This window comes from Branchiibius cervicis, from assembly GCF_042661605.1.
Lineage (GTDB): Bacteria > Actinomycetota > Actinomycetes > Actinomycetales > Dermatophilaceae > Branchiibius > Branchiibius cervicis.
Map to the genome: position 1 here is coordinate 1,238,417 of NZ_JBHSWJ010000002.1, position 20,331 is coordinate 1,258,747.

Annotated in this window: 26 protein-coding genes and 1 riboswitch; of the genes, 19 read left to right on the forward strand and 7 right to left on the reverse strand. The window is 68.0% G+C overall.

Annotated elements, in window-relative coordinates; all coding sequences use genetic code 11:
- Nucleotides 1–3: 3 nt before the first annotated feature.
- A riboswitch (cobalamin riboswitch) is annotated at nt 4–135 on the forward strand.
- A 78-nt stretch (nt 136–213) separates the two neighbouring features.
- Nucleotides 214–1,506, forward strand: coding sequence for a prenyltransferase/squalene oxidase repeat-containing protein (locus ACFQBT_RS06565; protein WP_377821319.1), 1,293 nt, complete (start codon nt 214–216; stop codon nt 1,504–1,506).
- Here ACFQBT_RS06565 and ACFQBT_RS06570 read toward each other — a convergent pair.
- Together ACFQBT_RS06570 and ACFQBT_RS06575 are read right to left on the reverse strand one after the other, a co-directional pair.
- Nucleotides 1,503–1,760: a hypothetical protein gene (locus tag ACFQBT_RS06570; RefSeq protein WP_377821321.1), complete on the reverse strand. Its 258-nt coding sequence runs from the start codon at nt 1,758–1,760 to the stop codon at nt 1,503–1,505. The two genes, ACFQBT_RS06565 and ACFQBT_RS06570, sit on opposite strands and share 4 nt — an antisense overlap.
- Before the next feature lie 189 nt (nt 1,761–1,949).
- Nucleotides 1,950–2,348, reverse strand: coding sequence for a hypothetical protein (locus ACFQBT_RS06575; RefSeq protein WP_377821323.1), 399 nt, complete (start codon nt 2,346–2,348; stop codon nt 1,950–1,952).
- A gap of 10 nt (nt 2,349–2,358) precedes the next feature.
- Here ACFQBT_RS06575 and ACFQBT_RS06580 point away from each other — a divergent pair, with 10 nt between their 5' ends.
- The 7 genes from ACFQBT_RS06580 to ACFQBT_RS06610 all read left to right on the forward strand — a co-directional run bounded on the left by ACFQBT_RS06580 (nt 2,359) and on the right by ACFQBT_RS06610 (nt 7,347).
- On the forward strand, nt 2,359–2,490 hold the full coding sequence (locus ACFQBT_RS06580) for a hypothetical protein (RefSeq protein WP_377821324.1): 132 nt from the start codon (nt 2,359–2,361) through the stop codon (nt 2,488–2,490).
- A 4-nt stretch (nt 2,491–2,494) separates the two neighbouring features.
- Nucleotides 2,495–3,409 (forward strand): CbiQ family ECF transporter T component, encoded by a 915-nt coding sequence (locus tag ACFQBT_RS06585; RefSeq protein ID WP_377821326.1) that lies wholly within the window; start codon nt 2,495–2,497, stop codon nt 3,407–3,409.
- Nucleotides 3,388–3,609, forward strand: coding sequence for a hypothetical protein (locus tag ACFQBT_RS06590; protein WP_377821327.1), 222 nt, complete (start codon nt 3,388–3,390; stop codon nt 3,607–3,609). Before ACFQBT_RS06585 ends, ACFQBT_RS06590 begins: the two co-directional genes overlap by 22 nt.
- The gene (locus ACFQBT_RS06595) at nt 3,606–5,222 is read left to right on the forward strand and encodes an ABC transporter ATP-binding protein (protein WP_377821329.1); all 1,617 of its coding nucleotides are present in this window, start codon (nt 3,606–3,608) and stop codon (nt 5,220–5,222) included. Before ACFQBT_RS06590 ends, ACFQBT_RS06595 begins: the two co-directional genes overlap by 4 nt.
- Nucleotides 5,219–6,046: an ECF transporter S component gene (locus ACFQBT_RS06600; RefSeq protein ID WP_377821333.1), complete on the forward strand. Its 828-nt coding sequence runs from the start codon at nt 5,219–5,221 to the stop codon at nt 6,044–6,046. The genes ACFQBT_RS06595 and ACFQBT_RS06600 overlap by 4 nt, the downstream gene beginning before the upstream one ends.
- A gap of 132 nt (nt 6,047–6,178) precedes the next feature.
- Nucleotides 6,179–6,892 (forward strand): NAD(P)-dependent malic enzyme, encoded by a 714-nt coding sequence (locus ACFQBT_RS06605; protein ID WP_377821334.1) that lies wholly within the window; start codon nt 6,179–6,181, stop codon nt 6,890–6,892.
- Nucleotides 6,893–6,915: 23 nt separating this feature from the next.
- Nucleotides 6,916–7,347, forward strand: a complete 432-nt coding sequence (locus ACFQBT_RS06610) for a malic enzyme-like NAD(P)-binding protein (RefSeq protein WP_377821336.1) — start codon at nt 6,916–6,918, stop codon at nt 7,345–7,347.
- Between the two features lie 30 nt (nt 7,348–7,377).
- Here ACFQBT_RS06610 and ACFQBT_RS06615 read toward each other — a convergent pair whose 3' ends face one another.
- A complete protein-coding gene (locus tag ACFQBT_RS06615) occupies nt 7,378–8,091 on the reverse strand; it encodes a DUF937 domain-containing protein (RefSeq protein WP_377821339.1) in 714 nt (237 codons plus the stop codon).
- Between the two features lie 143 nt (nt 8,092–8,234).
- Here ACFQBT_RS06615 and ACFQBT_RS06620 point away from each other — a divergent pair, with 143 nt between their 5' ends.
- The gene (locus ACFQBT_RS06620) at nt 8,235–8,450 is read left to right on the forward strand and encodes an SGNH/GDSL hydrolase family protein (RefSeq protein ID WP_377821341.1); all 216 of its coding nucleotides are present in this window, start codon (nt 8,235–8,237) and stop codon (nt 8,448–8,450) included.
- Nucleotides 8,451–8,459: 9 nt separating this feature from the next.
- Here the strand turns inward: ACFQBT_RS06620 and ACFQBT_RS06625 are convergent, their stop codons facing one another.
- Nucleotides 8,460–9,002, reverse strand: a complete 543-nt coding sequence (locus ACFQBT_RS06625) for a DUF3043 domain-containing protein (protein ID WP_377821344.1) — start codon at nt 9,000–9,002, stop codon at nt 8,460–8,462.
- Nucleotides 9,003–9,159: 157 nt separating this feature from the next.
- Between ACFQBT_RS06625 and ACFQBT_RS06630 the strand changes: the two genes are divergently transcribed.
- The 9 genes from ACFQBT_RS06630 to ACFQBT_RS06670 all read left to right on the forward strand — a co-directional run bounded on the left by ACFQBT_RS06630 (nt 9,160) and on the right by ACFQBT_RS06670 (nt 18,100).
- On the forward strand, nt 9,160–10,473 hold the full coding sequence (locus tag ACFQBT_RS06630) for a dipeptidase (RefSeq protein WP_377825389.1): 1,314 nt from the start codon (nt 9,160–9,162) through the stop codon (nt 10,471–10,473).
- A complete protein-coding gene (locus ACFQBT_RS06635) occupies nt 10,473–11,519 on the forward strand; it encodes a glutathione S-transferase family protein (protein ID WP_377821345.1) in 1,047 nt (348 codons plus the stop codon). Before ACFQBT_RS06630 ends, ACFQBT_RS06635 begins: the two co-directional genes overlap by 1 nt.
- The gene (locus tag ACFQBT_RS06640; protein ID WP_377821347.1) at nt 11,516–12,646 is read left to right on the forward strand and encodes a glycerate kinase; all 1,131 of its coding nucleotides are present in this window, start codon (nt 11,516–11,518) and stop codon (nt 12,644–12,646) included. The genes ACFQBT_RS06635 and ACFQBT_RS06640 overlap by 4 nt, the downstream gene beginning before the upstream one ends.
- A gap of 136 nt (nt 12,647–12,782) precedes the next feature.
- Nucleotides 12,783–13,151, forward strand: coding sequence for an iron-sulfur cluster insertion protein ErpA (gene erpA, locus ACFQBT_RS06645; protein ID WP_377821349.1), 369 nt, complete (start codon nt 12,783–12,785; stop codon nt 13,149–13,151).
- 68 nt (nt 13,152–13,219) lie between these two features.
- Nucleotides 13,220–14,200 (forward strand): carbohydrate kinase family protein, encoded by a 981-nt coding sequence (locus ACFQBT_RS06650; RefSeq protein WP_377821351.1) that lies wholly within the window; start codon nt 13,220–13,222, stop codon nt 14,198–14,200.
- A gap of 8 nt (nt 14,201–14,208) precedes the next feature.
- Nucleotides 14,209–14,937, forward strand: a complete 729-nt coding sequence (gene aat / locus ACFQBT_RS06655; RefSeq protein WP_377821353.1) for a leucyl/phenylalanyl-tRNA--protein transferase — start codon at nt 14,209–14,211, stop codon at nt 14,935–14,937.
- 51 nt (nt 14,938–14,988) lie between these two features.
- Nucleotides 14,989–15,948: an aa3-type cytochrome oxidase subunit II gene (gene ctaC / locus ACFQBT_RS06660; RefSeq protein WP_377821355.1), complete on the forward strand. Its 960-nt coding sequence runs from the start codon at nt 14,989–14,991 to the stop codon at nt 15,946–15,948.
- Nucleotides 15,945–17,702 (forward strand): aa3-type cytochrome oxidase subunit I, encoded by a 1,758-nt coding sequence (ctaD, locus tag ACFQBT_RS06665; RefSeq protein ID WP_377821357.1) that lies wholly within the window; start codon nt 15,945–15,947, stop codon nt 17,700–17,702. Before ctaC ends, ctaD begins: the two co-directional genes overlap by 4 nt.
- The gene (locus ACFQBT_RS06670; RefSeq protein ID WP_377821359.1) at nt 17,699–18,100 is read left to right on the forward strand and encodes a cytochrome c oxidase subunit 4; all 402 of its coding nucleotides are present in this window, start codon (nt 17,699–17,701) and stop codon (nt 18,098–18,100) included. The genes ctaD and ACFQBT_RS06670 overlap by 4 nt, the downstream gene beginning before the upstream one ends.
- 94 nt (nt 18,101–18,194) lie before the next feature.
- On the opposite strand, the gene ACFQBT_RS06675 is transcribed toward ACFQBT_RS06670, so the two are convergent.
- Nucleotides 18,195–18,590, reverse strand: a complete 396-nt coding sequence (locus tag ACFQBT_RS06675) for a metallopeptidase family protein (protein ID WP_377821361.1) — start codon at nt 18,588–18,590, stop codon at nt 18,195–18,197.
- Between the two features lie 47 nt (nt 18,591–18,637).
- Between ACFQBT_RS06675 and ACFQBT_RS06680 the strand changes: the two genes are divergently transcribed.
- Nucleotides 18,638–19,072: a DUF1810 domain-containing protein gene (locus ACFQBT_RS06680; RefSeq protein WP_377821363.1), complete on the forward strand. Its 435-nt coding sequence runs from the start codon at nt 18,638–18,640 to the stop codon at nt 19,070–19,072.
- A 92-nt stretch (nt 19,073–19,164) separates the two neighbouring features.
- On the opposite strand, the gene ACFQBT_RS06685 is transcribed toward ACFQBT_RS06680, so the two are convergent.
- Nucleotides 19,165–19,506 carry a hypothetical protein gene (locus tag ACFQBT_RS06685; RefSeq protein WP_377821365.1) on the reverse strand — a complete coding sequence of 114 codons (342 nt, stop codon included), beginning with the start codon at nt 19,504–19,506 and terminating at the stop codon, nt 19,165–19,167.
- A complete protein-coding gene (locus ACFQBT_RS06690; RefSeq protein ID WP_377821367.1) occupies nt 19,503–20,267 on the reverse strand; it encodes a 2-phosphosulfolactate phosphatase in 765 nt (254 codons plus the stop codon). The genes ACFQBT_RS06685 and ACFQBT_RS06690 overlap by 4 nt, the downstream gene beginning before the upstream one ends.
- Nucleotides 20,268–20,331 lie beyond the last annotated feature (64 nt).

The following is a 20,331-nucleotide window of genomic DNA, read 5'->3' on the forward strand; positions in this document are numbered from 1 at the left end:
TGGCCACCTGCCCAGGTCGACGATCGGGGCAGGCACGGTGGAAGGGGAAGCCGGTCAGAATCCGGCGCTGGTCCGCAACCGTAGGTGATCGTCACGATCACGAGCCGGGATACCAGCCATCGCGCAGTAACTCACACCCGTCGAGATCTGCGGGCCGAGTTCCAGGCTTTCCGCCCAGGATCAGGTCGTGCAGAGGACCTTCAGGAAGGCCTCATGCAATCCAGCACTGCCGCGCGTCGCGCGGTCTTTCTTACGATTCCGGCGGGAGTCATCGCCGCCAGCGTCGCGATCAGCACCCCCGCATCGGCCGCGACGATCACCGATCCGGGCGCGTCTGCCGCCCGCTATCTGTCCCAGCAACTGGCCGCCGGCGACGATCACCTGCTCTACGACTCCTTCATGGGCGGCCCGCGGTATGCCAACACCGGCGGCACGGCCGACGCCATCATGGGCCTGGCCGCCTCCGGAACCAGCAAAGCGCAGGCGGCGAAGTCCACCGCCTGGTTTGCCAAGAACGTGACGGCCTACACCGGAAGCGGTCCGGCCATTTCCGCTGGGGCGACCGCCAAGGCCCTGTTGCTGGCGGTCGTGGAGGAACAGAACCCGCGCACCTTCGGGGGCGTCGACCTGATCGATCAACTACAGGACCGATTGGCGGCATCGGGGCGGTTCCAGGACAAGCTGGATCCCAGCGTGAAGGATGCACAGGACTACTCCAGCAGCATCAGTCAGTCCCTTGCCTTGTTGAGCCTGCAGCGGGTTGGTCAGACGGTGTCGCCGAGCGCCGTCTCCTACCTGCTGAAGCAACAGTGCAGCAACGGCGGGTTCGACTTCACCTTGGACGACACAACGTGCGTGAGTGACCCCGACGCGACCGGTTTCGTGATCCAGGCGCTGGTGGCCGTTGGCGGCCAGCGCGATGCGCTGAGCAAGGCCGTGACGTATCTGGCCGGTCAGCAGAACTCCGCCGGCGCGGTCGGAACCGTGGGTGTCGCCAACTCGACCGGCTTGGCAGCGATGGCGTTCACCGCGGCCGGGGACACAGTGCGAGCGACCAAGGCCCGCTCCTACCTGAAGACGCTGCAGTACGACTGCGGTTTCCCGGCCGCCCTACGCGGCGGCCTGGCGGCGAATGCGCAGAGCCTGGCCGACAAGAAGAAGTTGGGTAGCAAGGCTGCGCCCGACCAGTCGGACGACACGGCCACGGCGCAGGGGATCGTGGGCCTCGTCGGCTCCAGCTACGTCACGGTGAGCGCATCCGGGTCGGCCGCGGCTACTCCGGCCGACGCCTGCATAGCGACCCCGACCGGCACCGCGACCCCGACCGGCACGGTTACCCCGACCGCCACCGCGACCTCGACGGTGACCGGCCCACCGGTCATCACCGACGGACCGCAAGACAGTTCGGGCGGTGGCCTCCTCGTGGGAGCCGTTGTCGCCGGCGGCGCCCTGGCGACCGGCGCCGCGGGGCTGCGCCGCGTCTCCCGTCGCCGCGGGAAGCACTAACCGGTGACCCGGTTCTCGCGCTCGGCTGCCCTCGTACTGGCCCCGCTCGCCGTCCTCGCGGCCGGCGGGGCCGGAACGCTGTCGCCGGCGGCCGCTGCGACAGGGTGCACGACGAGCAGCGGCGTGACGGTGGTCGTCTCCTGGAACGGAGTGGACGGCCGTACCGGAGTGACGACGAAGTGCGCCGCCGGAACCCCGTCGTCGGCATGGGCAGCGCTGGCAGCGACCGGGTTCGGACCCACGACGGTCGTCACGCAGCCTGGTTTTCTGTGCCAGCTGAACGGCGCTCCATCCGGGTCGTGTCAGTCGACACCGTCGAGCAAGGCGTACTGGTCGTTCTGGGTGGGGCCCGCAGGTGGATCGTGGCGGTACGGCAGTCTCGGCGTCGCGAGCTACCGTCCACAGCCCGGTACCGCAGTCGGCTTCAGTTTCGGGGCCGGTGCTCAACCGGCTATCAAACCGCCGGCCATCTCCTCCGGCGGCAGCACGTCCAAGCCGACACCGAAGCCGACGAGCTCGACACCTGCGCCCAAGCCGTCGACGCCCAAGCCGACGCCACCCAAGCCGACGTCGACCACGATGCCGTCGACGTCGGCCAAGGCTCCGGCTGGACCTGCGCCAGCCCCGGACTCCTCCGCAGCGCAGCCGGGTTCAGTCCCGTCGGGTGCGCCGAGCGCCGGGGCAACGAGCAGTCCCGGTTCCATGTCGGCGACTTCCGGATCAGCCACCACGGCAGCGTCGGCCACGAGTTCCGCTGCGGCATCGCGCAGCGCCGCGAGCAGCACGGGTACCAGCAGTGCCGCCGCGTCCGCCGGAGCAAGCAGCTCCGGGCCGGCTGGCAACGGTGACGCGGTGGCCGCCGGGCAGCCCGCCGACTCTGCTGCCGGGTCGGGCAACACGGCCGTGGCCGTCGGAGCCGGTGTCGTCGCGGTCGCGGGTCTGGGCGGAGCCGGGCTGCTGGCGGCGCGCCGTCGTCGCGGCTGATCGGGTGGCGCGGTCCTTCCACGCGGTCTCCGTCTCGCGTGCCCTGCATCCTGGTGCGTGGTGGGTGTGGGCAATCTGCGTGGCCGCGGCAGTCAGCCAGGTCACCAACCCGTTGCTGCTGGCCATCGCCATGGCCGCGGTGGTTTTCGTGGTGTTGTCCCGCCGGACCGACGCGCCGTGGGCCCGCGCCTTCCGGTGGTACTTCTACCTGGGCGCGTTCGTCATCGTGACCCGTGTCGTGCTCTACGTGCTGGTCGGTGCCAAGACCGGTGACACGGTCCTGCTGCGCCTGCCGACCGTCGACATGCCCAGCTGGGCCGCCGGGATCCAGTTGCTGGGCCCCATCAGTCTCGAGGGGCTGGTCGTCGCCGCCTGCGAGGGTTTGCGGCTGGCGGCCATGTTCCTGTGCTTCGGTGCGGCGAACGCCCTGGCCAATCCGCGCCGGCTGCTGCGGCTGCTGCCGTCAGCGCTCCGGGACGTCGGCACGGCGGTTGTCGTCGCCGTCAGCGTGGTGCCCACGTTGGTGCTCGGAGTCGGGCGGGTCACGCGTGCCCAACAGTTGCGCGGTGATCTGCGAGGCGGCATCCATCGCATCCGGCGGATCGGGCTGCCCCTGATGGAGGAAACGCTGGAACGATCGTTAGCCCTTGCGGCAGCCATGGATTCGCGCGGTTACGGTGCATTGCGTGAGCAGTCCCGGTCCAGCCGGCTGGTCACCGGAGGCGTCACGTTCTTCGGCCTGATCGGGGTGTGCGTGGGCCTGTTCGGTCTGTTGGACCAGGGTGACATTCCCCTTCGTCTCAGTCTCGGCCTGCTGATCGCCGGCCTGGCCCTTGGCGTGGCCGGAATCGCGCTGGCAGGACGTCGTAGCCCGGTGACGATCTACCGGCCCGACCCGTGGGGGTGCCTGAAGCGTTGACCCTGGAGTGCGGACTGTGGACCGTGGGTCTGGTGTACGCCGCGCTGAGCCTGCACCCGGAGGCGGCGAGCATGCCGACCGAGCCGCTCGGCGTGCCCGCGGTGCCGTTGTTGGCGCTGATCGGGTTCTTGATCGCGGCGCTGCCGGGGATCTTCACCCCGGACCCCATGGCGGCCCGACGTGAGGTGGTGACGACGTGAATGAGATTGTGCAGTTCGATCGGGTGAGTCTGACCTACGAAGGCGCGGACGCCCCGACGCTCGTTGACGTCAACCTGGCCGTCGAAACGGCCGAGCTGGTTCTGATCGTGGGGCGTACGGGCTCGGGCAAGTCCACCTTGCTGACCGCGATCAACGGCTTGATGCCGCACTTCACCGGCGGCACCGTCGCCGGCACCATCACGGTGGCCGACCGCAGCACCGCCGATCACCGCCCACGCGACCTGGCCGATGTCATCGGCTACGTCGGTCAGGATCCGGCGGCCAGCTTCATCACCGACACGGTCGAGGAGGAGCTGGCCTACGGGATGGAGCAGCGCGGGCTGGCTCCCGACGTGATGCGCAAACGGGTCGAGGAGACCCTGGACGTGCTGGGCATCGCGGAGTTGCGCGACCGGCCCCTGTCGGACCTGTCCGGCGGCCAACAACAACGGGTGGCCATCGGTGCAGCCCTGACGATGCAACCTCAGGTGCTGCTGCTGGACGAACCGACCTCGGCCCTTGACCCGAACGCCGCCGAGGACGTGCTGGCCACGATCACCCGCCTCGTGCACGACCTGGCCGTGACCGTCGTCGTCGCCGAGCACCGCATCGAGCGGGTCATCCCGTACGCCGATCGGGTCATTCACGTCGGCACGGACGGTCGGGTGCGGATCGGCGAACCCGCTGCGATCATGGCGGTTTCGGATGTGGCACCGCCGTTGGTCGAACTCGGCCGGCTCGCGAAGTGGTCCCCGCTGCCGCTGTCCGTGCGCGATGCACGACGGCGGGCCGCGCAGTTGCGGGAGGCCGCCGCGGATGTCGCAGCGCGCCGGCCCAGCCCCGCGGGCCCTGTCGCGTCGCTGATCGCCCTGAGCGTCGGAGTGACCCATGGTCGCGTTCCGGCGGTCCGCGGCGTAGACCTGCAGTTGTTCCCCGGATCCGTCACGGCGTTGATGGGCCGCAACGGATCAGGCAAGTCCTCGCTGCTGTGGGCGTTGCAGGGTAGCGGTCCGATGGATCACGGCACGGTGCGGGTCGGCGGCGAGGATCCGCGGGCGATGTCGGCGGGAGAGCGCCGCGAACTGATCGGCCTGGTCCCGCAGACCGCCTCGGACCTGCTCTACCTGGCCAGCGTCGGCGCCGAGCTACACGCTGCCGACAGCACGGCCGGTGCTCCCGATGGCACTGCGCGCGGATTGCTCGACCAGTTCGCCCCCGGCGTTCCCGATGACCGTCACCCGCGGGATCTGTCCGAGGGACAACGACTTTCGCTGGTTCTGGCCATTCAACTCGCGGCCCGGCCACTTGTCGTACTCCTGGATGAACCCACCCGAGGTCTGGACTACGACGCGAAGGCGGCGCTGCGGTGCACGGTCCGGCGGCTCGCCGACGAGGGCGCGGCCGTGCTGATCGCCAGCCACGACGTGGAGTTCGTCGCTGCGGCGACCGACCGCGTGGTGCTGATGGCGCAGGGTGAGGTGATCGCCGACGGTTCCACCCCGCAGGTCGTACTCGCGTCGGCGGCCTACGCGCCGCAGATCGCCAAGATCATGGCGCCGGTGCCGGTCCTCACACTCGACCAGGTCGCGCCCATCGTGCAGGATGCGCGATGACCGCCGCGATCTCACTCAAGCCACGCTCCCTGGCTGCGATCGGGTTGGTCAGTGCCGTCGGCGCGTTCGGCTTCCTGTGGCCGTTGTTCGTCGCCCCCGGCTCGGCGCTGGCGCAGCATGCCCGGGACGCGCCGTTCCTTTTCGGGCTGCTCCTGCCGTTGCTGCTTGCGGTGGTCCTCGCGGAGGTCTCCGAAGGCGGTATCGATGCCAAAGCGATTGCGATGCTCGGCGTACTCAGCGCCCTGGACGCCGCGATCCGCCCGCTGGGCGCGGGTACGGCGGGCATCGAGGTGATGTTCTTCCTGCTGATCCTCGCCGGTCGGGTGTTCGGTGCGGGCTTCGGCTTCGTGTTGGGGGCCACGAGCATGTTCGCCTCCGCGTTGCTGACCGCCGGGGTCGGCCCGTGGCTGCCCTTCCAGATGCTCGGAGCCGGCTGGGTCGGCCTGGGGGCCGCCCTGCTGCCGCGGTGCCGCGGGTGGCTGGAGCTGGCGTTGCTCTCGGCGTACGGCGTGGTGTCGAGTTTGTTCTACGGGTGGGCGCTGAACATGTGGTTCTGGCCGTTCGCGACCGGGGGCGACACCTCGGTCAGTTTCGTCGCCGGCGCACCGCTGGCCGACAACCTCACCCGGTTCGTCGCGTTCAACCTCGCAACCTCGTTCGGCTGGGACCTGGGCCGGGCCATCACGACCGTGACCCTGATCCTGCTGACCGGTGTGCCCGTGCTGGCTGCGCTGCGCCGGGCGGCTCGCAAGGCCAACTTCCGGCCGTCGGTCACTTTCGAGACCGGACCGGATCGCGGTCCCGCCGTGCCCTCCGAGCGGTAGCTGTGGTTGAGTATGGCCCTCGGAGGCCACCCGCACCTCTGTCTTCCTCGTAGCTGCCCAGTCGATCCCATCCGGGCCCTACCCTCGAACCACGCTGCGTTTAGTTCCCTCTGTTGGAAGGTCTACCCCGTCATGGCTTCGGTGCCTGCTGACCCCGCGTCCGCCTTCGATTTCGACCCGGCCGACCCGGTCTTCGTGGCCCACGAAGGCGGCAAACTCGGCGTCGTCGCGCGCACGCAACTGCGCGACAGCGCCGATCTTTCGGTCATCTACACCCCCGGGGTGGCCCAGGTCTGCCGGGCGATCGCGGCCGACGCGACGTTGTCGATGCGCTACACCAGCCGCAGCAACACCGTGGCCGTGGTCAGCGACGGCACGGCGGTGCTCGGCCTGGGCAACATCGGTCCGGAGGCAGCGATGCCGGTCATGGAGGGCAAGGCGGTGCTGTTCAAACACTTCGCCGACGTCGACGCCGTCCCCGTCTGTATGAACAGCGGCACCGTCGAGGAACTGGTCGATGCGATCGCCCGGATCGCCCCGACGTACGGCGGCATCAACCTGGAGGACATCTCGGCGCCGCGCTGCTTCGAGATCGAGCGCAAGCTGCAGGAGCGGCTCAACATCCCGGTCTTCCACGATGATCAGCACGGCACCGCCGTCGTGGCGCTGGCCGCGCTGATCAACGCAGCCAAGGTGACCGGCCAGGAGCTGAAAAAGCTGCGGGTCGTGGTCGGTGGCGCCGGCGCAGCGGGCGTGGCGATCACCGACATCCTGCGCCGTTCGGGCATCCCCGATGTCGTCGTGTGTGACACCCGGGGGTCGTCGAGCCCTACCGGACCGACCTGAAGGACCACAAGCCGCGGCTGGCGATGTCGACCAACCCACGCGGTGTGCGCGGCACCCTGGGCGATGCGCTACGCGATGCGAACGTCTACATCGGGGTGTCCGGCGGCACCGTGCACGAGGAGTACATCGCGGCCATGGCACCCAAGCCGATCATCTTCGCGCTGGCCAACCCCGACCCCGAGGTGCATCCGGACATCGCGCACAAATACGCCAGTGTGGTGGCCACCGGCCGGTCGGATTACCCGAACCAGATCAACAACGTGCTCGCCTTCCCCGGGATCTTCCGCGGTGCCCTCGACTCCGGTGCCCCGGCCATCACCGAGTGGATGAAAATCGCTGCAGCGCAGGCGATCGCTGGTTTGGTGGAGAACCCCACCCCCGAGCAGATCGTGCCGTCGCCGTTCGACGAGCGGGTTGCTCCCGCCGTGGCGGCGGCCGTGGCAGCCCACGCCTGAGCGCACCGCCCGCGCCGGTACGTCGTGGCGTTACTTCTTGCCGCCGCCGAGCAGGCCGCCCAGGATGTCGCCCAGGCCGCCGCCGGAGCTCGAGGCGCCGCCGGCGGTGCTGCCGCCGCCCAGGATGCTGCCCAGGATGTCGCCGAGGCCGCCGCCGGAGCTCGAGGCGCCGCCGGCAGTGCTGCCGCCGCCCAGAACGCTGCCCAGGATGTCCCCGAGCCCGCCGCTGCCGGCGTCTGCAGTCGTGGTCGATGCTTCGCCGCTGCCTCCGAGGTTCCCCGGCACGTCGACCGGCCCGGAACCGTCGCCGCCGGTCGCGGCGCCGGTGTTCGTGGTGGCCGGTGCGGGCGTGTGGCTGCCGGAGAAGACCTTGCCGGCCAGGAAGGCCATGACCATCGGCGCCAGAATGGGCAGCAGCTTCTTCAACAGATCGCCGCCACCGGCGGTGGTTCCGCCCAGCTTTTGGATGACCTGGTCGGAGTTGTCGCCGAAGACGTTGTTCACGATCTTGCTGCCGTCTGCGACGTCGACGTCATCGAGACTCTCCGGGGCGTTGCCCGCGTGCTGTTGAAGAGCGTTGGCCAACGATTCCTCACCGCCGTCTGCGGCGTTGGCCTGCATACCGCCGACGAGAGCCGGAATTGCTTTGCTGGCCGCGTCGCGGATCTGGTCGGGATCGGTGCCGAGCGAGCTGGCGATCTGATCGATCGGAAGTTGCGAAAGAATTTCATCGAGGTCACTCATGGGATGTCCTGTCGTTCGGAACCGTACGGCTCTCCCGCGGGTAACCAGTTGGGTACCCCTTGGCATCGAACCTACCCACTGGCAACCGCCTTGAGCCAGCGGATGTTCGAGTTCGCGCGCTTGCCGCGGCTAGGTTTGTTTCCGTGAGCGAATCGTGGACCTGGACCTATGAAGACGCGGCCGGTGCCCCGGTGACCGATCCGACGTTGCCGCGCACCAGCTACCCGACCCAAAGTGACGCTGAGTCGTGGTTGGGCGAGACGTGGCAGGAGTTGCGCGCACAGGGGGTCAACAGCGTGACGTTGTACCTCGACGGGGCCAAGGTGTACGGCCCGATGGGTCTGACCGACGGCAGTTGACCTCGCCGGTCAATCGATCGCGGCGCCGCGCTTGACCTTCGGGCGTGGAATGCGGGACATCCGCATCTGGAACGAGCGCATGACGGTGTAGAACGCACTGCCCTTGGGCGGCGGCGCACCGAACCGGTCGGTGACCTTGCGCTTGACCCGGCGCCACAACAGGGCCGAGTCGATGACGCCGGCCACCAGGATCAACCAGACGATCAGCAGCCCACCGAACTGCAGAGCGCGGATCGGCAGGAAGGTCAGCACCAGCACCACCAGCATCAACGGCAGGATCAGCTCGCCGACGTTGAGCCGGGAGTCGACGATGTCGCGGATGTAGCTCTTGACCGGCCCGCGGTCCTTGGGTGGCAGAGCACTTTCGTCACCGGCCAGCTGCGCCGCGCGAATCCGGGCCCGCTCCTCACGAGCCTGACTGCGGGCGTCCTTCTTGGCCGACTTGCGGTCCTCCGGAACCAAGGGCCGGCGCAATGCCGCCTCGGCCTCCTTGCGCTTCGGCGTCGGCCGGCCCTTCTTGGCCGTTTCACCGGTCGCCAAGACCTCGCTCACCTCCGGCGCGGGCTCCGGGGTTTCAACAGCACTGTCTTTGCTACGACCGAACACGGCGCTATTTTCCCACACCCGTAGGCTGAACAAGGTGACGTCTCCTAGCAGCCCCATCAGTGCCCCGCGTCGGGCAGAACTCGCCCGACGGATTCAGGACGAGATGCCCGGGGTCCGCCGTGACCTCGAAGCGCTGACGCGCATCCCCAGCGTGTCCCTCGGTTCCTTCGACCAGAGTCACGTCGACCAGAGTGCAGAAGCCGTCGCCGCGCTCCTGCGCGCGGAAGGGCTCGAGGTGCAGATCGTCCGGGAGGGCGGCGCACCCGCCGTCCTCGCCCGCAAAGCCGGACCCGCCGGCGCTCCCACGGTCACGCTCTACGCGCACCACGACGTACAACCACCTGGCGATGAGTCAGATTGGGACAGTAAGCCGTTCGAACCGGTTGAACGCGACGGACGGCTCTACGGACGAGGTGCCGCCGACGACAAGGCGGGGGTTATGGCACACATCGCCGCGCTGCGTGCGCACGCAGACCACCTGCCGGTCGGGGTGAACATCTTCGTCGAGGGAGAGGAAGAGGCCGGTTCGGAGTCGTTGCCGACCATCCTCGACAAGCACGGTGACGCGCTCGCGGCCGACGCGATCGTGCTCGCCGACTCGCAGAACTGGCAGATCGGCATCCCGGCGCTGACGACCACCCTGCGCGGCCTGGTGCGGGCCGTGGTCACCGTCCGCACCCTGTCGCACAGCGTGCATTCGGGGATGTTCGGTGGACCGGTGCCCGATGCCCTGACCGCGCTGGCCCAGCTGCTGACCCGGCTGCACGACGAAAAGGGGGACGTCGCCGTACCCGGCCTGGTCACCGATGAGGTGACCGAATTGGCGTACGACGAGCAGCGGCTGCGTGCCGAATCCGGCGCTCTGCCGGGTACCCGGTTGATCGGCACCGGATCGATCCTGCAGCGGCTGTGGGGTAAGCCCACGATGACCGTGATCGGGATCGACGCACCGAGTGTCGCGACCGCGTCCAACACGCTGGTCGCTTCGGCCCGGGCCAAACTGTCGATGCGGATCGCCCCCAGCCAGGACCCGCAGGCCGCCTGGGAGGCACTGCGCGACTTCGTCCTCGCGCAGGACGTGTGGGGCGCTCAGATCGAAATCGACCTGGATGACGTCGGTCCCGGTTTCAGCGCGGACACCAAAGGCCCGGTCTACGACGCGACGCGAGCTGCTTTCAGCCAGGCCTGGGACGGCACCGACCCCGTCGACATCGGCGTCGGCGGATCGATCCCGTTCGTCGCCGCGTTCGCCGAGCGCTTCCCGCAAGCGGCCATCCTCGTCACCGGTGTCGAGGACCCGGACACCCGGGCCCACGGCGCGAACGAGAGCCTGCACCTGGGGGAGTTCGAGCGGGTATGCCTCGCGGAGGCGTTGTTGCTGGAGCAATTGGGCGCCGACGGAAAGGCTGAGGACTGATGGCGCAGGGCAGTTACGTGGAGAAGTCGTACGAACGCGACACCCGTTACATCAACGACCGCATCACCGCCGACGGTTCCGGCCAGTGGCCGGTCGAACCGGGCCGGTACCGCTTGGTGGTGAGCCGTGCGTGTCCGTGGGCCAGCCGTCTGGTCATTACTCGCCGGTTACTCGGGCTGGAGGACGCTATCTCGATGGGCGTCTGCGGGCCTACCCATGACGCGGACAGCTGGACCTTCGACCTGGACCCGGGCGGCCTCGATCCGGTGCTGAAGATCCCGCGGATCAAGGACGCGTACGAAAAACGCGAACCGGGCTATCCGCGCGGCATCACGGTCCCCGCGATCGTCGAGGTATCCAGCGGCAAGGTCGTCACCAACGACTTCGCCCCGATGGAGCTTGATCTGATCACCCAGTGGCGGGACTTCCAGCGGACCGGTGCGCCGGATCTGTATCCCGAGGCACTACGTCATGACATGGACCCGTTGATGCGGCGGATCTATACCGAGGTCAATAACGGCGTGTACCGATGCGGGTTCGCCGGAACGCAGGAGGCGTACGACGATGCCTACCAGCGCCTCTTCACCGCACTGGACTGGTTGACTGATCATTTGCGAACCCGGCGCTACCTGATGGGGGAGCACATCACGGTGGCCGACATCCGTCTTTTCACCACGTTGGTGCGTTTCGACCCCGTCTACCACGGGCACTTCAAGGCCAACCGCAGCAAACTGTCCGAGATGGACGTGCTGTGGGCCTACGCCCGCGACCTGTTCTGGACACCGGGCTTCGGCGACACCGTGAATTTCACCCACATCAAACAGCACTACTACCGCGTGCACCGCGACATCAACCCGACCGGAGTCGTGCCGGGCGGTCCGGATCTGGCCAACTGGGCCGCGCCGCACGGCCGGGAGGCATTGGGCGGCAGCCCGTTCGGGAACGGAAGTGCACCCGGTCCGATCGCACCCGGCGAACGCGTCGCTGCGGCGGACAACCCGTTCTCCGGACCGGACGGTTTGCTGGTGTATCCCGGCCGGTCGTGACTGCCCGGGTCGTCATAGCCCCGGACCGCTGGGGTCCGGTCTCCTCCCCGCAGATCGCCGAGGCCATGGCGCGCGGTTGGCGGGCGCGGAACCCGTCCGTCGACGTTCGCGTCTGTCCGCAATCCAACGGCGATGCCGGGCTGGTCGATGCAGTGGCGGGCGCTGATCCGGCGGTGACGACGGGGGTGCTCGAGGTGCCCGGGTCGACGGGGTCTCCGGTCCTCGTCCCTTACGCTCAAGTCGAGGATGAGGGTCTGCCCACGGCGTACCTGGCGATGGATTCGGGTACGCCGCCCGGAAAACCCGGCAGCTCCTACGGAACCGGGCACGCGATCGGCAAACTCATCGCCGCGGGCGCTCGACGGGTGGTGATCGGGTTGGCCGACAGCGGGACTCTGGACGGTGGGTCAGGGCTGATCGCCGCGCTGGCCGGGGCCGACCCGCACGAGCCGCCGGGGGCGGGCAATGCCGTGGCGGCCCGGGATCTGCTGCGCAGCCGGGACGTGCGATTGATTGCCGCCTACGACACCTCCATCCCGCTACTGGGCCTGACCGGAGCGGCCGCAGCCGCGCAGGACACCCTCGGGCTGGACCCTTACGCGGCGCAGGAGGCCGAGTCCCGGATGAGCCGGTGGGCCCGGGAACTGGCGCAGGTGCTGCCGGGCCGAGCCGATCTGTTGACCGGTAAGCCGCACCGCCACGATCGCGCTGCGGGATCCGGGGCCGGCGGGGGAGCGGGATTCGCCCTGGCCTCCCTGGGCGCCGAACTACGCCCCGCCGCCGAGGTGGTGGCCGAGGCCACCGGACTGGCCGACGCGCTCGCGGCCGGCGACCTGGTCGTGACCGGCACCCTTGTCTTCGATTGGCGGCAACTCACCGACAGCGTCGTGTCGCAGGTCGGCGCGCGGGCGCTATCGGCAGCCCGGCCGGCGCTGATTCTCGCCGGCCGGGTCGACGTGGGGCGGCGCGAACTGATGAGCCTCGGCTTCTCCGGCGGGTACGGCGTGGTGCAGACCCCGCGCACACCGCTTCCTGCCGCACCTGCACAGCTCGTGGCGGCGGCTGAGCACCTGGCCCGTCGGGTGGCGGGCACCTGGACACCCACCCACAGCACCCCCGGAGGATGAGAGCCGCAGGGGGGTCGAAGGGTTATCGTGAAACAACGGGAAGATTCGGCGGGCGCCTCGTGTTGACCGAGTTGACGCCGAGCACGGCACGACCAGATCCATACGGATATCCATCAGACGGACGAAGGATTCACCAATGACCTCATCGACCGACACCGGGATCGAGACCCAGTCCGAGACCCACGCTGTCCTGCTGACCGACGTGGCTGCCGCGAAGGTCAAGAGCCTGCTCGAGCAGGAAGGCCGCGACGATCTGCGCTTGCGCGTCGGCGTGCAGCCCGGCGGCTGCTCCGGCCTGATCTACCAGCTGTACTTCGATGAGCGCACCCTCGACGGGGACCTGGTCCGCGACTTCGACGGCGTCGAAGTCGTCGTCGACCGGATGAGCGCGCCCTATCTGGATGGTGCGACCATCGACTTCGCCGACACCATCGAGAAGCAGGGCTTCACCATCGACAACCCCAACGCGGGCAGCTCCTGCGCCTGCGGTGACTCCTTCAGCTGATCGCTGCGACACTCTCCAACGACCCCCGACCGCGCCCGCGGCGGGGGTCGTTGCCGTAGGTTTTCCCCATGCGGATTGCCATCACCGGGTCCATCGCGACCGATCATCTGATGACCTTCAGCGGTCGCTTCGCCGACTCGCTCGTCGTTGAACAATTGGACAAGGTCTCGTTGTCGTTCCTGGCGCAGGACCTTCAGATCCGCCGGGGCGGTGTGGCCGCGAACATCAGCTTCGGGATGGCCCGCCTGGGGCAGCGCCCGATCCTGGTCGGCGCGGTCGGCGAGGACTTCGAAGACTACCGCTCGTGGTTGGAGCGACACGGTGTCGACTGTGATTCGGTGCACGTCTCCGAGACCCAGCACACCGCCCGGTTCGTGTGCACGACCGACGACGACATGGCCCAGATCGCGACGTTCTACGCAGGCGCCATGAGCGAGGCACGCGAGATCGAACTCGCGCCGGTGTCCGCCCGCGTCGGGGGTCTGGACCTGGTGCTGATCGGCGCCAACGACCCCGAGGGGATGCGCCGGCACACCAGCGAGTGCCGCACCCGGGGCATCCCCTTCGTGGCGGACCCTTCGCAGCAACTGGCCTTCGCCGACGGCCCGTTCATCCGTGAACTCATCGACGGTGCGGCCTACCTGTTCACCAACGAGTACGAAGCCCACCTGACCGAGCAGAAGACCGGTTGGAGCGCCGAGGAGATCCTGGACCGGGTCGGTACCCGCGTGGTCACCAAGGGCAGCAAGGGCGCGGTCATCCAGCGCGCCGGCGAACCGGAGATCTACGTGCCCGTCGCCGGGGAGGTACGCCGCGCCGATCCGACCGGGGTCGGCGACGCCTTCCGCGCGGGTTACCTGTGCGGCCTGTCCTGGGGCCTCGAGCCGATGGTGTGCGCTCAGGTCGGGTCGATGCTCGCGACGTACGTGATCGAAACGGTGGGTACCCAGGAGTACCGCCTCACCGGCCCGGACTTCCTGCGCCGGGTGGAGGAGGCGTACGGCGCGGAAACGGCAACAGCGGTGGCACCGCACCTGCACGTGCGCTGAGAAGGGCCATGCCGGCGCGACCGCCCTACCCGCCGATCGAGCCGCCGCCCACCGGCTGGCGGCTGGCGGAGGCTGTGGACCGGAATCAGGATCTGCTGGCCAGCGGCGCCGACCTCGCGCCGGGCACGTTGCTGTCGGCTTATCGGTTGGGCCTGTTCCCGATGGGTCTTGGCCCCCAGGGCGCGGAGCCGATCGGTTGGTGGTCACCGGTACGCCGCGGCGTACTGACACCGGGGGACCATCACGTGCAACGGTCGCTGCGCCGCACCGCGCGCCGGTTCCGGGTCAGCGTCGACGAAGCATTCGATGAGGTGGTCGCGGCCTGCGCCGACTCCTCCCGGGAGGGTCGATGGATCACCCCGGCCATCGCCGACGCCTACCGCACCCTGCACGACCTGGGCTGGGCTCACTCGGTGGAGGTCTGGTCCGGCGCCGAACTGGCCGGTGGCCTCTACGGCGTCAGCATCGGTGGCTTCTTTGCGGGGGAGTCGATGTTCCACCGGCGCACCGACGCCGGCAAAGTGGCGTTGTGGGCGTTGGCGGACGCGGTCCTGGCCCATCCGGACGGTCTCATCGACGTGCAGTGGCAGACCGAGCACCTGCAGACCCAGGGCGTCCGGGAGGTGTCCCGTCAGCGGTACCTCGAGTTGTTGCCGGCGGCCCTCGGGGCCCCGGTGCCGCTGTTGTTGCGCGGCGAGCCCGCGGAGGCAGGATTGATGCCGACTCGTGATCGGTGACTAGGGGCGACCTCCCGGCAAGAACGAATGGGACTGGGATAGGGTTTCCCCGTGCACGGAACCGATCATCGCGAAGCTGACGAGCCAGCCCTGGGCTCACGCAGCGACCAGCAGAAAACGCCCGCCGGACACCGCTATTCGCGCATCGCCTTCGGTGCGTTGCTTGCGGTTGCGACGGTGGTACTGACCGGTTGCAACGCGACCGTCGACCGCGGCTTCCTTCCAAAGGGTGTGACCGCCGTGACCCCGGAGCTCACGGAGTTCTGGAAAGCCACCTGGCTGTGGGGTCTGGGCGTCGGTGTCCTGGTGTGGGGTCTGACCCTGTACTGCGTGGTCCGCTACCGCCGCAAGAAGTCCGACACCGGGCTGCCGCCGCAGCTGGCCTACAACGTGCCGATCGAAATCCTGTACACCGTGGTGCCGGTTTTCATGGTCGCCGTGCTCTTCGGAAAGACCGTCGAGCTCGAGAACAAGATGCTCGACACCTCGCCCAAGCCGGACGTGACGATCAACGTGGTCGGCAAGCAGTGGGCGTGGGACTTCAACTATGTCGGCTCCGATGTTTACGACACCGGCATCCAGGCCGACCTGCAGAGCGGGAAACCCGGCCAGGAGGCGAGCCTGCCCACGCTGTACCTGCCGGTCAACGAGCGCGTCGAATTCGTTCTGACCACCCGTGATGTCATCCACTCCTTCTGGGTCGTGCAGTTCCTGCAGAAAATGGACATGATCCCGGGCAAGGTCAACAAGTTCCAGGTGACGCCCACCCAGATCGGAACGTTCCGCGGCAAGTGCGCCGAACTGTGCGGCGCCTACCACTCAGACATGCTTTTCAACGTCAAGGTCGTCTCCAAGGCGGACTACGACGCCCACCTGCAGTCACTACGTGACCGCGGCCAGGTCGGCTTCCTGTCCAACGCGCTGAACCGCTCCACGCTGGAGCCGGGCCAGCAGCAGTACCTGCCCGAAGGCGTCAAGGAGTCCGACATCAAGGAGGACGCGCAATCATGACGAGCACTCTCGATCCAGCCACCGGTACCATCCCGGCACCCCACGTTCCTCGTGAGGAGCGCGTCGGCCGCACCTTCGTGAAGTACATCACCACCACCGACCACAAGGTGATCGGCAACCTGTACTTCATCACGTCGTTCTCGTTCTTCCTGGTCGGCGGTCTGCTCGCCCTGCTGATCCGCGCCGAACTGATCGAACCGGGCCTGCAGGTCGTGGACAACCCTGAGCAGTTCAACCAGTTGTTCACGATGCACGGCACGATCATGTTGCTGTTGTTCGCGACGCCGCTGTTCGCCGGCTTCGCCAACGCTCTGGTCCCGCTGCAGATCGGCTCGCCCGACGTGGCGTTCCCGCGGCTGAACATGTTCGCGTACTGGCTCTACCTCTTCGGCGGTCTGATCGCATCGGCGGGCTTCCTCACGCCGCAAGGCGCTGCCGCGTTCGGCTGGTTCGCCTACGCACCGCTCTCGGACACGACCTTCAGCCCGGGACTGGGCGGCAACCTATGGGTTTTCGGTCTGGCCCTGACCGGTTTCGGCACCATCCTCGGTTCGGTGAACTTCATCACCACGATCATCTGCCTGCGCGCTCCCGGTATGACCATGTTCCGGATGCCGATCTTCACCTGGACCATCTTGATCACTTCCTTGCTGGCGATCATCGTCTTCCCGGTGCTGGCCGCCGCGATGTTCGGCCTGGGTCTGGACCGGGTGATGGGAGCTCACGTCTTCGACCCGGAGACCGGCGGCGCCCTGCTGTGGCAACACATGTTCTGGTTCTTCGGGCACCCGGAGGTCTACATCATCGCCTTGCCCTTCTTCGGGATCATCTCCGAAGTGCTGCCCGTCTTCAGCCGCAAGCCGATCTTCGGTTACAAGACGCTGGTCTTCGCGACCATCGCGATCGCCGCGCTGTCGGTGAGTGTGTGGGCGCACCACATGTACGCCACCGGCCAGGTCCTCCTGCCGTTCTTCGCGATCATGACGATGCTGATCGCGGTGCCCACCGGGGTCAAGTTCTTCAACTGGATCGGCACCATGTGGGGCGGCTCCTTGACCTTTGAGACGCCGATGCTGTGGGCGATCGGCTTCCTGGTCACGTTCTTGTTCGGCGGCTTGACCGGGATCATCCTGTCCAGCCCGGCGCTGGACTTCCACCTGTCCGACACCTACTTCGTGGTGGCGCACTTCCACTACGTGGTCTTCGGCACCGTGGTGTTCGCGATGTTCGCCGGCTGGTACTTCTGGTGGCCCAAGCTCACCGGCCGCATGCTCGATGAGAAGTTGGGCAAGATCCACTTCTGGATGTTGTTCGTCGGGTTCCACATGACGTTCCTGATCCAGCATTGGCTGGGTGTCGCCGGTATGCCGCGTCGCTACGCGGACTACCTGCCGGAGGACGGCTTCCAGTGGATGAACGACATCTCCAGCGCTGGCGCGTTGATCCTCAGCCTGTCGATGCTGCCCTTCCTGTACAACGTGTGGAAGACCTGGCGGACGGCTCCGTTGGTGACCGTCGATGACCCGTGGGGGTACGGCGCATCCCTGGAGTGGGCGACCTCCTGCCCGCCGCCGCGGCACAACTTCGACCGCATTCCGCGGATCCGCTCGGAGCGTCCCGCGTTCGATCTGCACCACCCGGAGGCCGCCGCCAGTTCGGTGGTGCCGGCACCGGATCTGGTATCCCAGATCGTCGGTCCGGCAGACCGGGGTGGTCAGACGTTCGGTGGCGAGGATGCGGGGCAGAGCCGATGAAGGTCGAATCCAAGCTGTTCACGATCATCGGCGTCTTCGCCGTCGTGATGGGCTTCATCTACGGGCACTTCACGCACTGGGAGGAGCCGGTCGGCCCGGTCGCGCTGTTCTTGACCGGCGGGTTGTGCGCCATGATCGCCTTCTACCTGTGGCGTACCGGTGCGAAGCTCGACCCCCGGCCCGATGACGACCCCTACGGCGAGATCGACCAGATCGAAGGCGATTTCGGCTTCTTCGCGCCGTATTCGTGGTGGCCGCTGTTCCTAGCGCTGGCTGCCGCGCTCATCTTCCTAGGTGCGGCCGTCGGTTGGTGGCTGGTGATCATCGCCATCCCGTTCGGCGCTGTCGCCCTGGTTGGCTGGGTGTTCGAGTACTTCCGGGGCGACGACGCCATCTGAGCCCGTTCGGACCTCACCGGGCGAAACCGGACTCGAACGCGAGTACCACGGCCTGCATGCGGTCGCGCACGCCCAGTGTGCTCAGGTGCCGATGTCAGCTCCAGCCGAGTTGGTGTAGCCGCGCGTCGTCGATCCCGAAGTAGTGGCCGACCTCGTGAATAACCGTGGTATGAATCTGATGCCTCAGATCGGCCGCGTCGCGGCTGATCCTGGAGAGCGGCCCGGCAAAGATCTGGATGGTGTCGGGCGTTGCTCCACCGAACCCGTAGAAGTCGCCGCGCTGGGTCAGCGGGATGCCCGTGTAGAGCCCGAGGAGTTCGCTGCGGCCATCGGCCGCGCTGTGCTCGTGCCCGTCCCAACCGCGCGCCTGCCAGTCGACGGGCGGTTCGTCCTCGACCACGATCGCTACGTTGTGGATCTGGTCCAGTAGGTCCTTCGGAATGTCCTCCAGGGCGTCGGAGACGATCTCCTCGAACTGCGCGCGTGACATCCCGGAGTGCATGGTGACACTCTCTCATCTGCCGGATACTTGAGCAGGTGGTGGATTTCGATCTCGAGCGGTTCGTCGCGGCCCAGGACGCCGGCGGCAGTTACGAGGGTGCGCTGCAGGAGCTGCGTCGCGGCCGCAAGACGTCGCACTGGATCTGGTGGGTTTTCCCGCAGATCGCCGGACTGGGCCAGAGCCCGACCTCCCGGCACTACGCGATCAGTTTTCGCGAAGAAGCACAGGCCTACCTGGCCCACCCGGTCCTCGGGCCCCGGCTGCGAGAAGCCAGCCGCACATTGGCAACCATCCCCGGCGACGACGCCGTGGCCATCCTCGGTGCGATCGACGCGGTCAAGGTCCGATCCTCGATGACCCTTTTTGCGATCACCGACCCGGCGCAGCCGGTGTACCAGCAGGTGCTGGATCGCTTCTACGGCGGCCAGCTCGATCCGCTGACCCAGCAGTTGGTCGGGTCAGGAACCTGACACCGGTCGGTCGTGACCGCACTGAGCAGCATCGCGCCATCGCATAGCCGTCGGTTGTGCTGGGAAGGCCGGGTGTCTCGCAGGGGAGGGGATCAGCGGTCACCGGGGTTGGGCTGCCCGGGGGAGTATCCGCCCAACTCGCGGGCCGCCTCGGCGCGGCCGGCCCAGTACCCGCTGACGTAGGTGTTGATCCACCCAGCCGTGCAGCTCACGTGCGACGCCAAGGAAACCGGTCCCGGTTGGTGCGACTTCTCGGGACCCTCGATGTCGAACCGGACCTGGCTGATCGGGCTCCACCGGTAGGTCACACGGGTGACGTGGAAACGCCCCGTAGATGCTGATTCGCGGATCCTCCTGACCCGGACGCCGTTGGCCACCAGGCGCAGGCACCCGATGGCCACCAGGCAACTGCCCATAACCGCCCAAAAGGTCATTCCGCAATTATGTTCGGTCCGACATGAGACCGGAACGCGCCGTTGAACAGTTGGGGGACCAGCCCGTCGGCGTCCAGTTCCGCGGCGTACCGCACGTCGTCTTCGAATCCCCGCTGAGCCAGCTCGATACCGCTGCCGCAGGCGGGCAGCGCCGTCCGTAGCTCGGGACGGACGTTGAGGAAGGCATCCGCCGCCGCACGCGCTTCGTACGACACGTCAGCGCGGGGTGCGCCGATGGCGGCGATGATCGCACCCGCTCCCCAGAGGTCCTCCACCGCAGGCCGAAGTGCCCCATCGGGCCACTGCTCGCCCGCGGCGATCACCGCTACGGACAGTTGCGGCTCTTCGTGCAGCCGTTTGCCGAGCAACCCGCCCAGTGCGCCGGCGTTGCGCAAGCACCCGGCGTACACCTCATCGGCATGGCCCGCGCACCACACGCTGATCGTGGCGCCGTTGGGGGAAGGCAGGACGATCCGAGCGGGCAAACCCGGCAACTGCGCCAGCCGTGCCGGCGACAGCGAGAAGGCGTCGTGGGGGGCGTCCGGTCGTCGGGCCTCCAACCGACCCACGGCAGGTACGGCGTTCTGCCGCTGGGCGTACGCCGCCAACTGCTGACCTCGGCTGTGCCAGCGATAGGGGAACACCGCGGCGCCACGGTTGACCGCAATGGAGGTGCTCGTACTGAAACTCAGCACGTCGACGACCACGACGACGCAGTGAGCGGCCGATGAGGTCTGCAGGAGCTGCCGGGCGCCCGCCAAACCCCACTCGCAGCGGATACGGAAAGTTCCCTGGCCGAATGCGTCGGCCAGGGAACTACCGGTG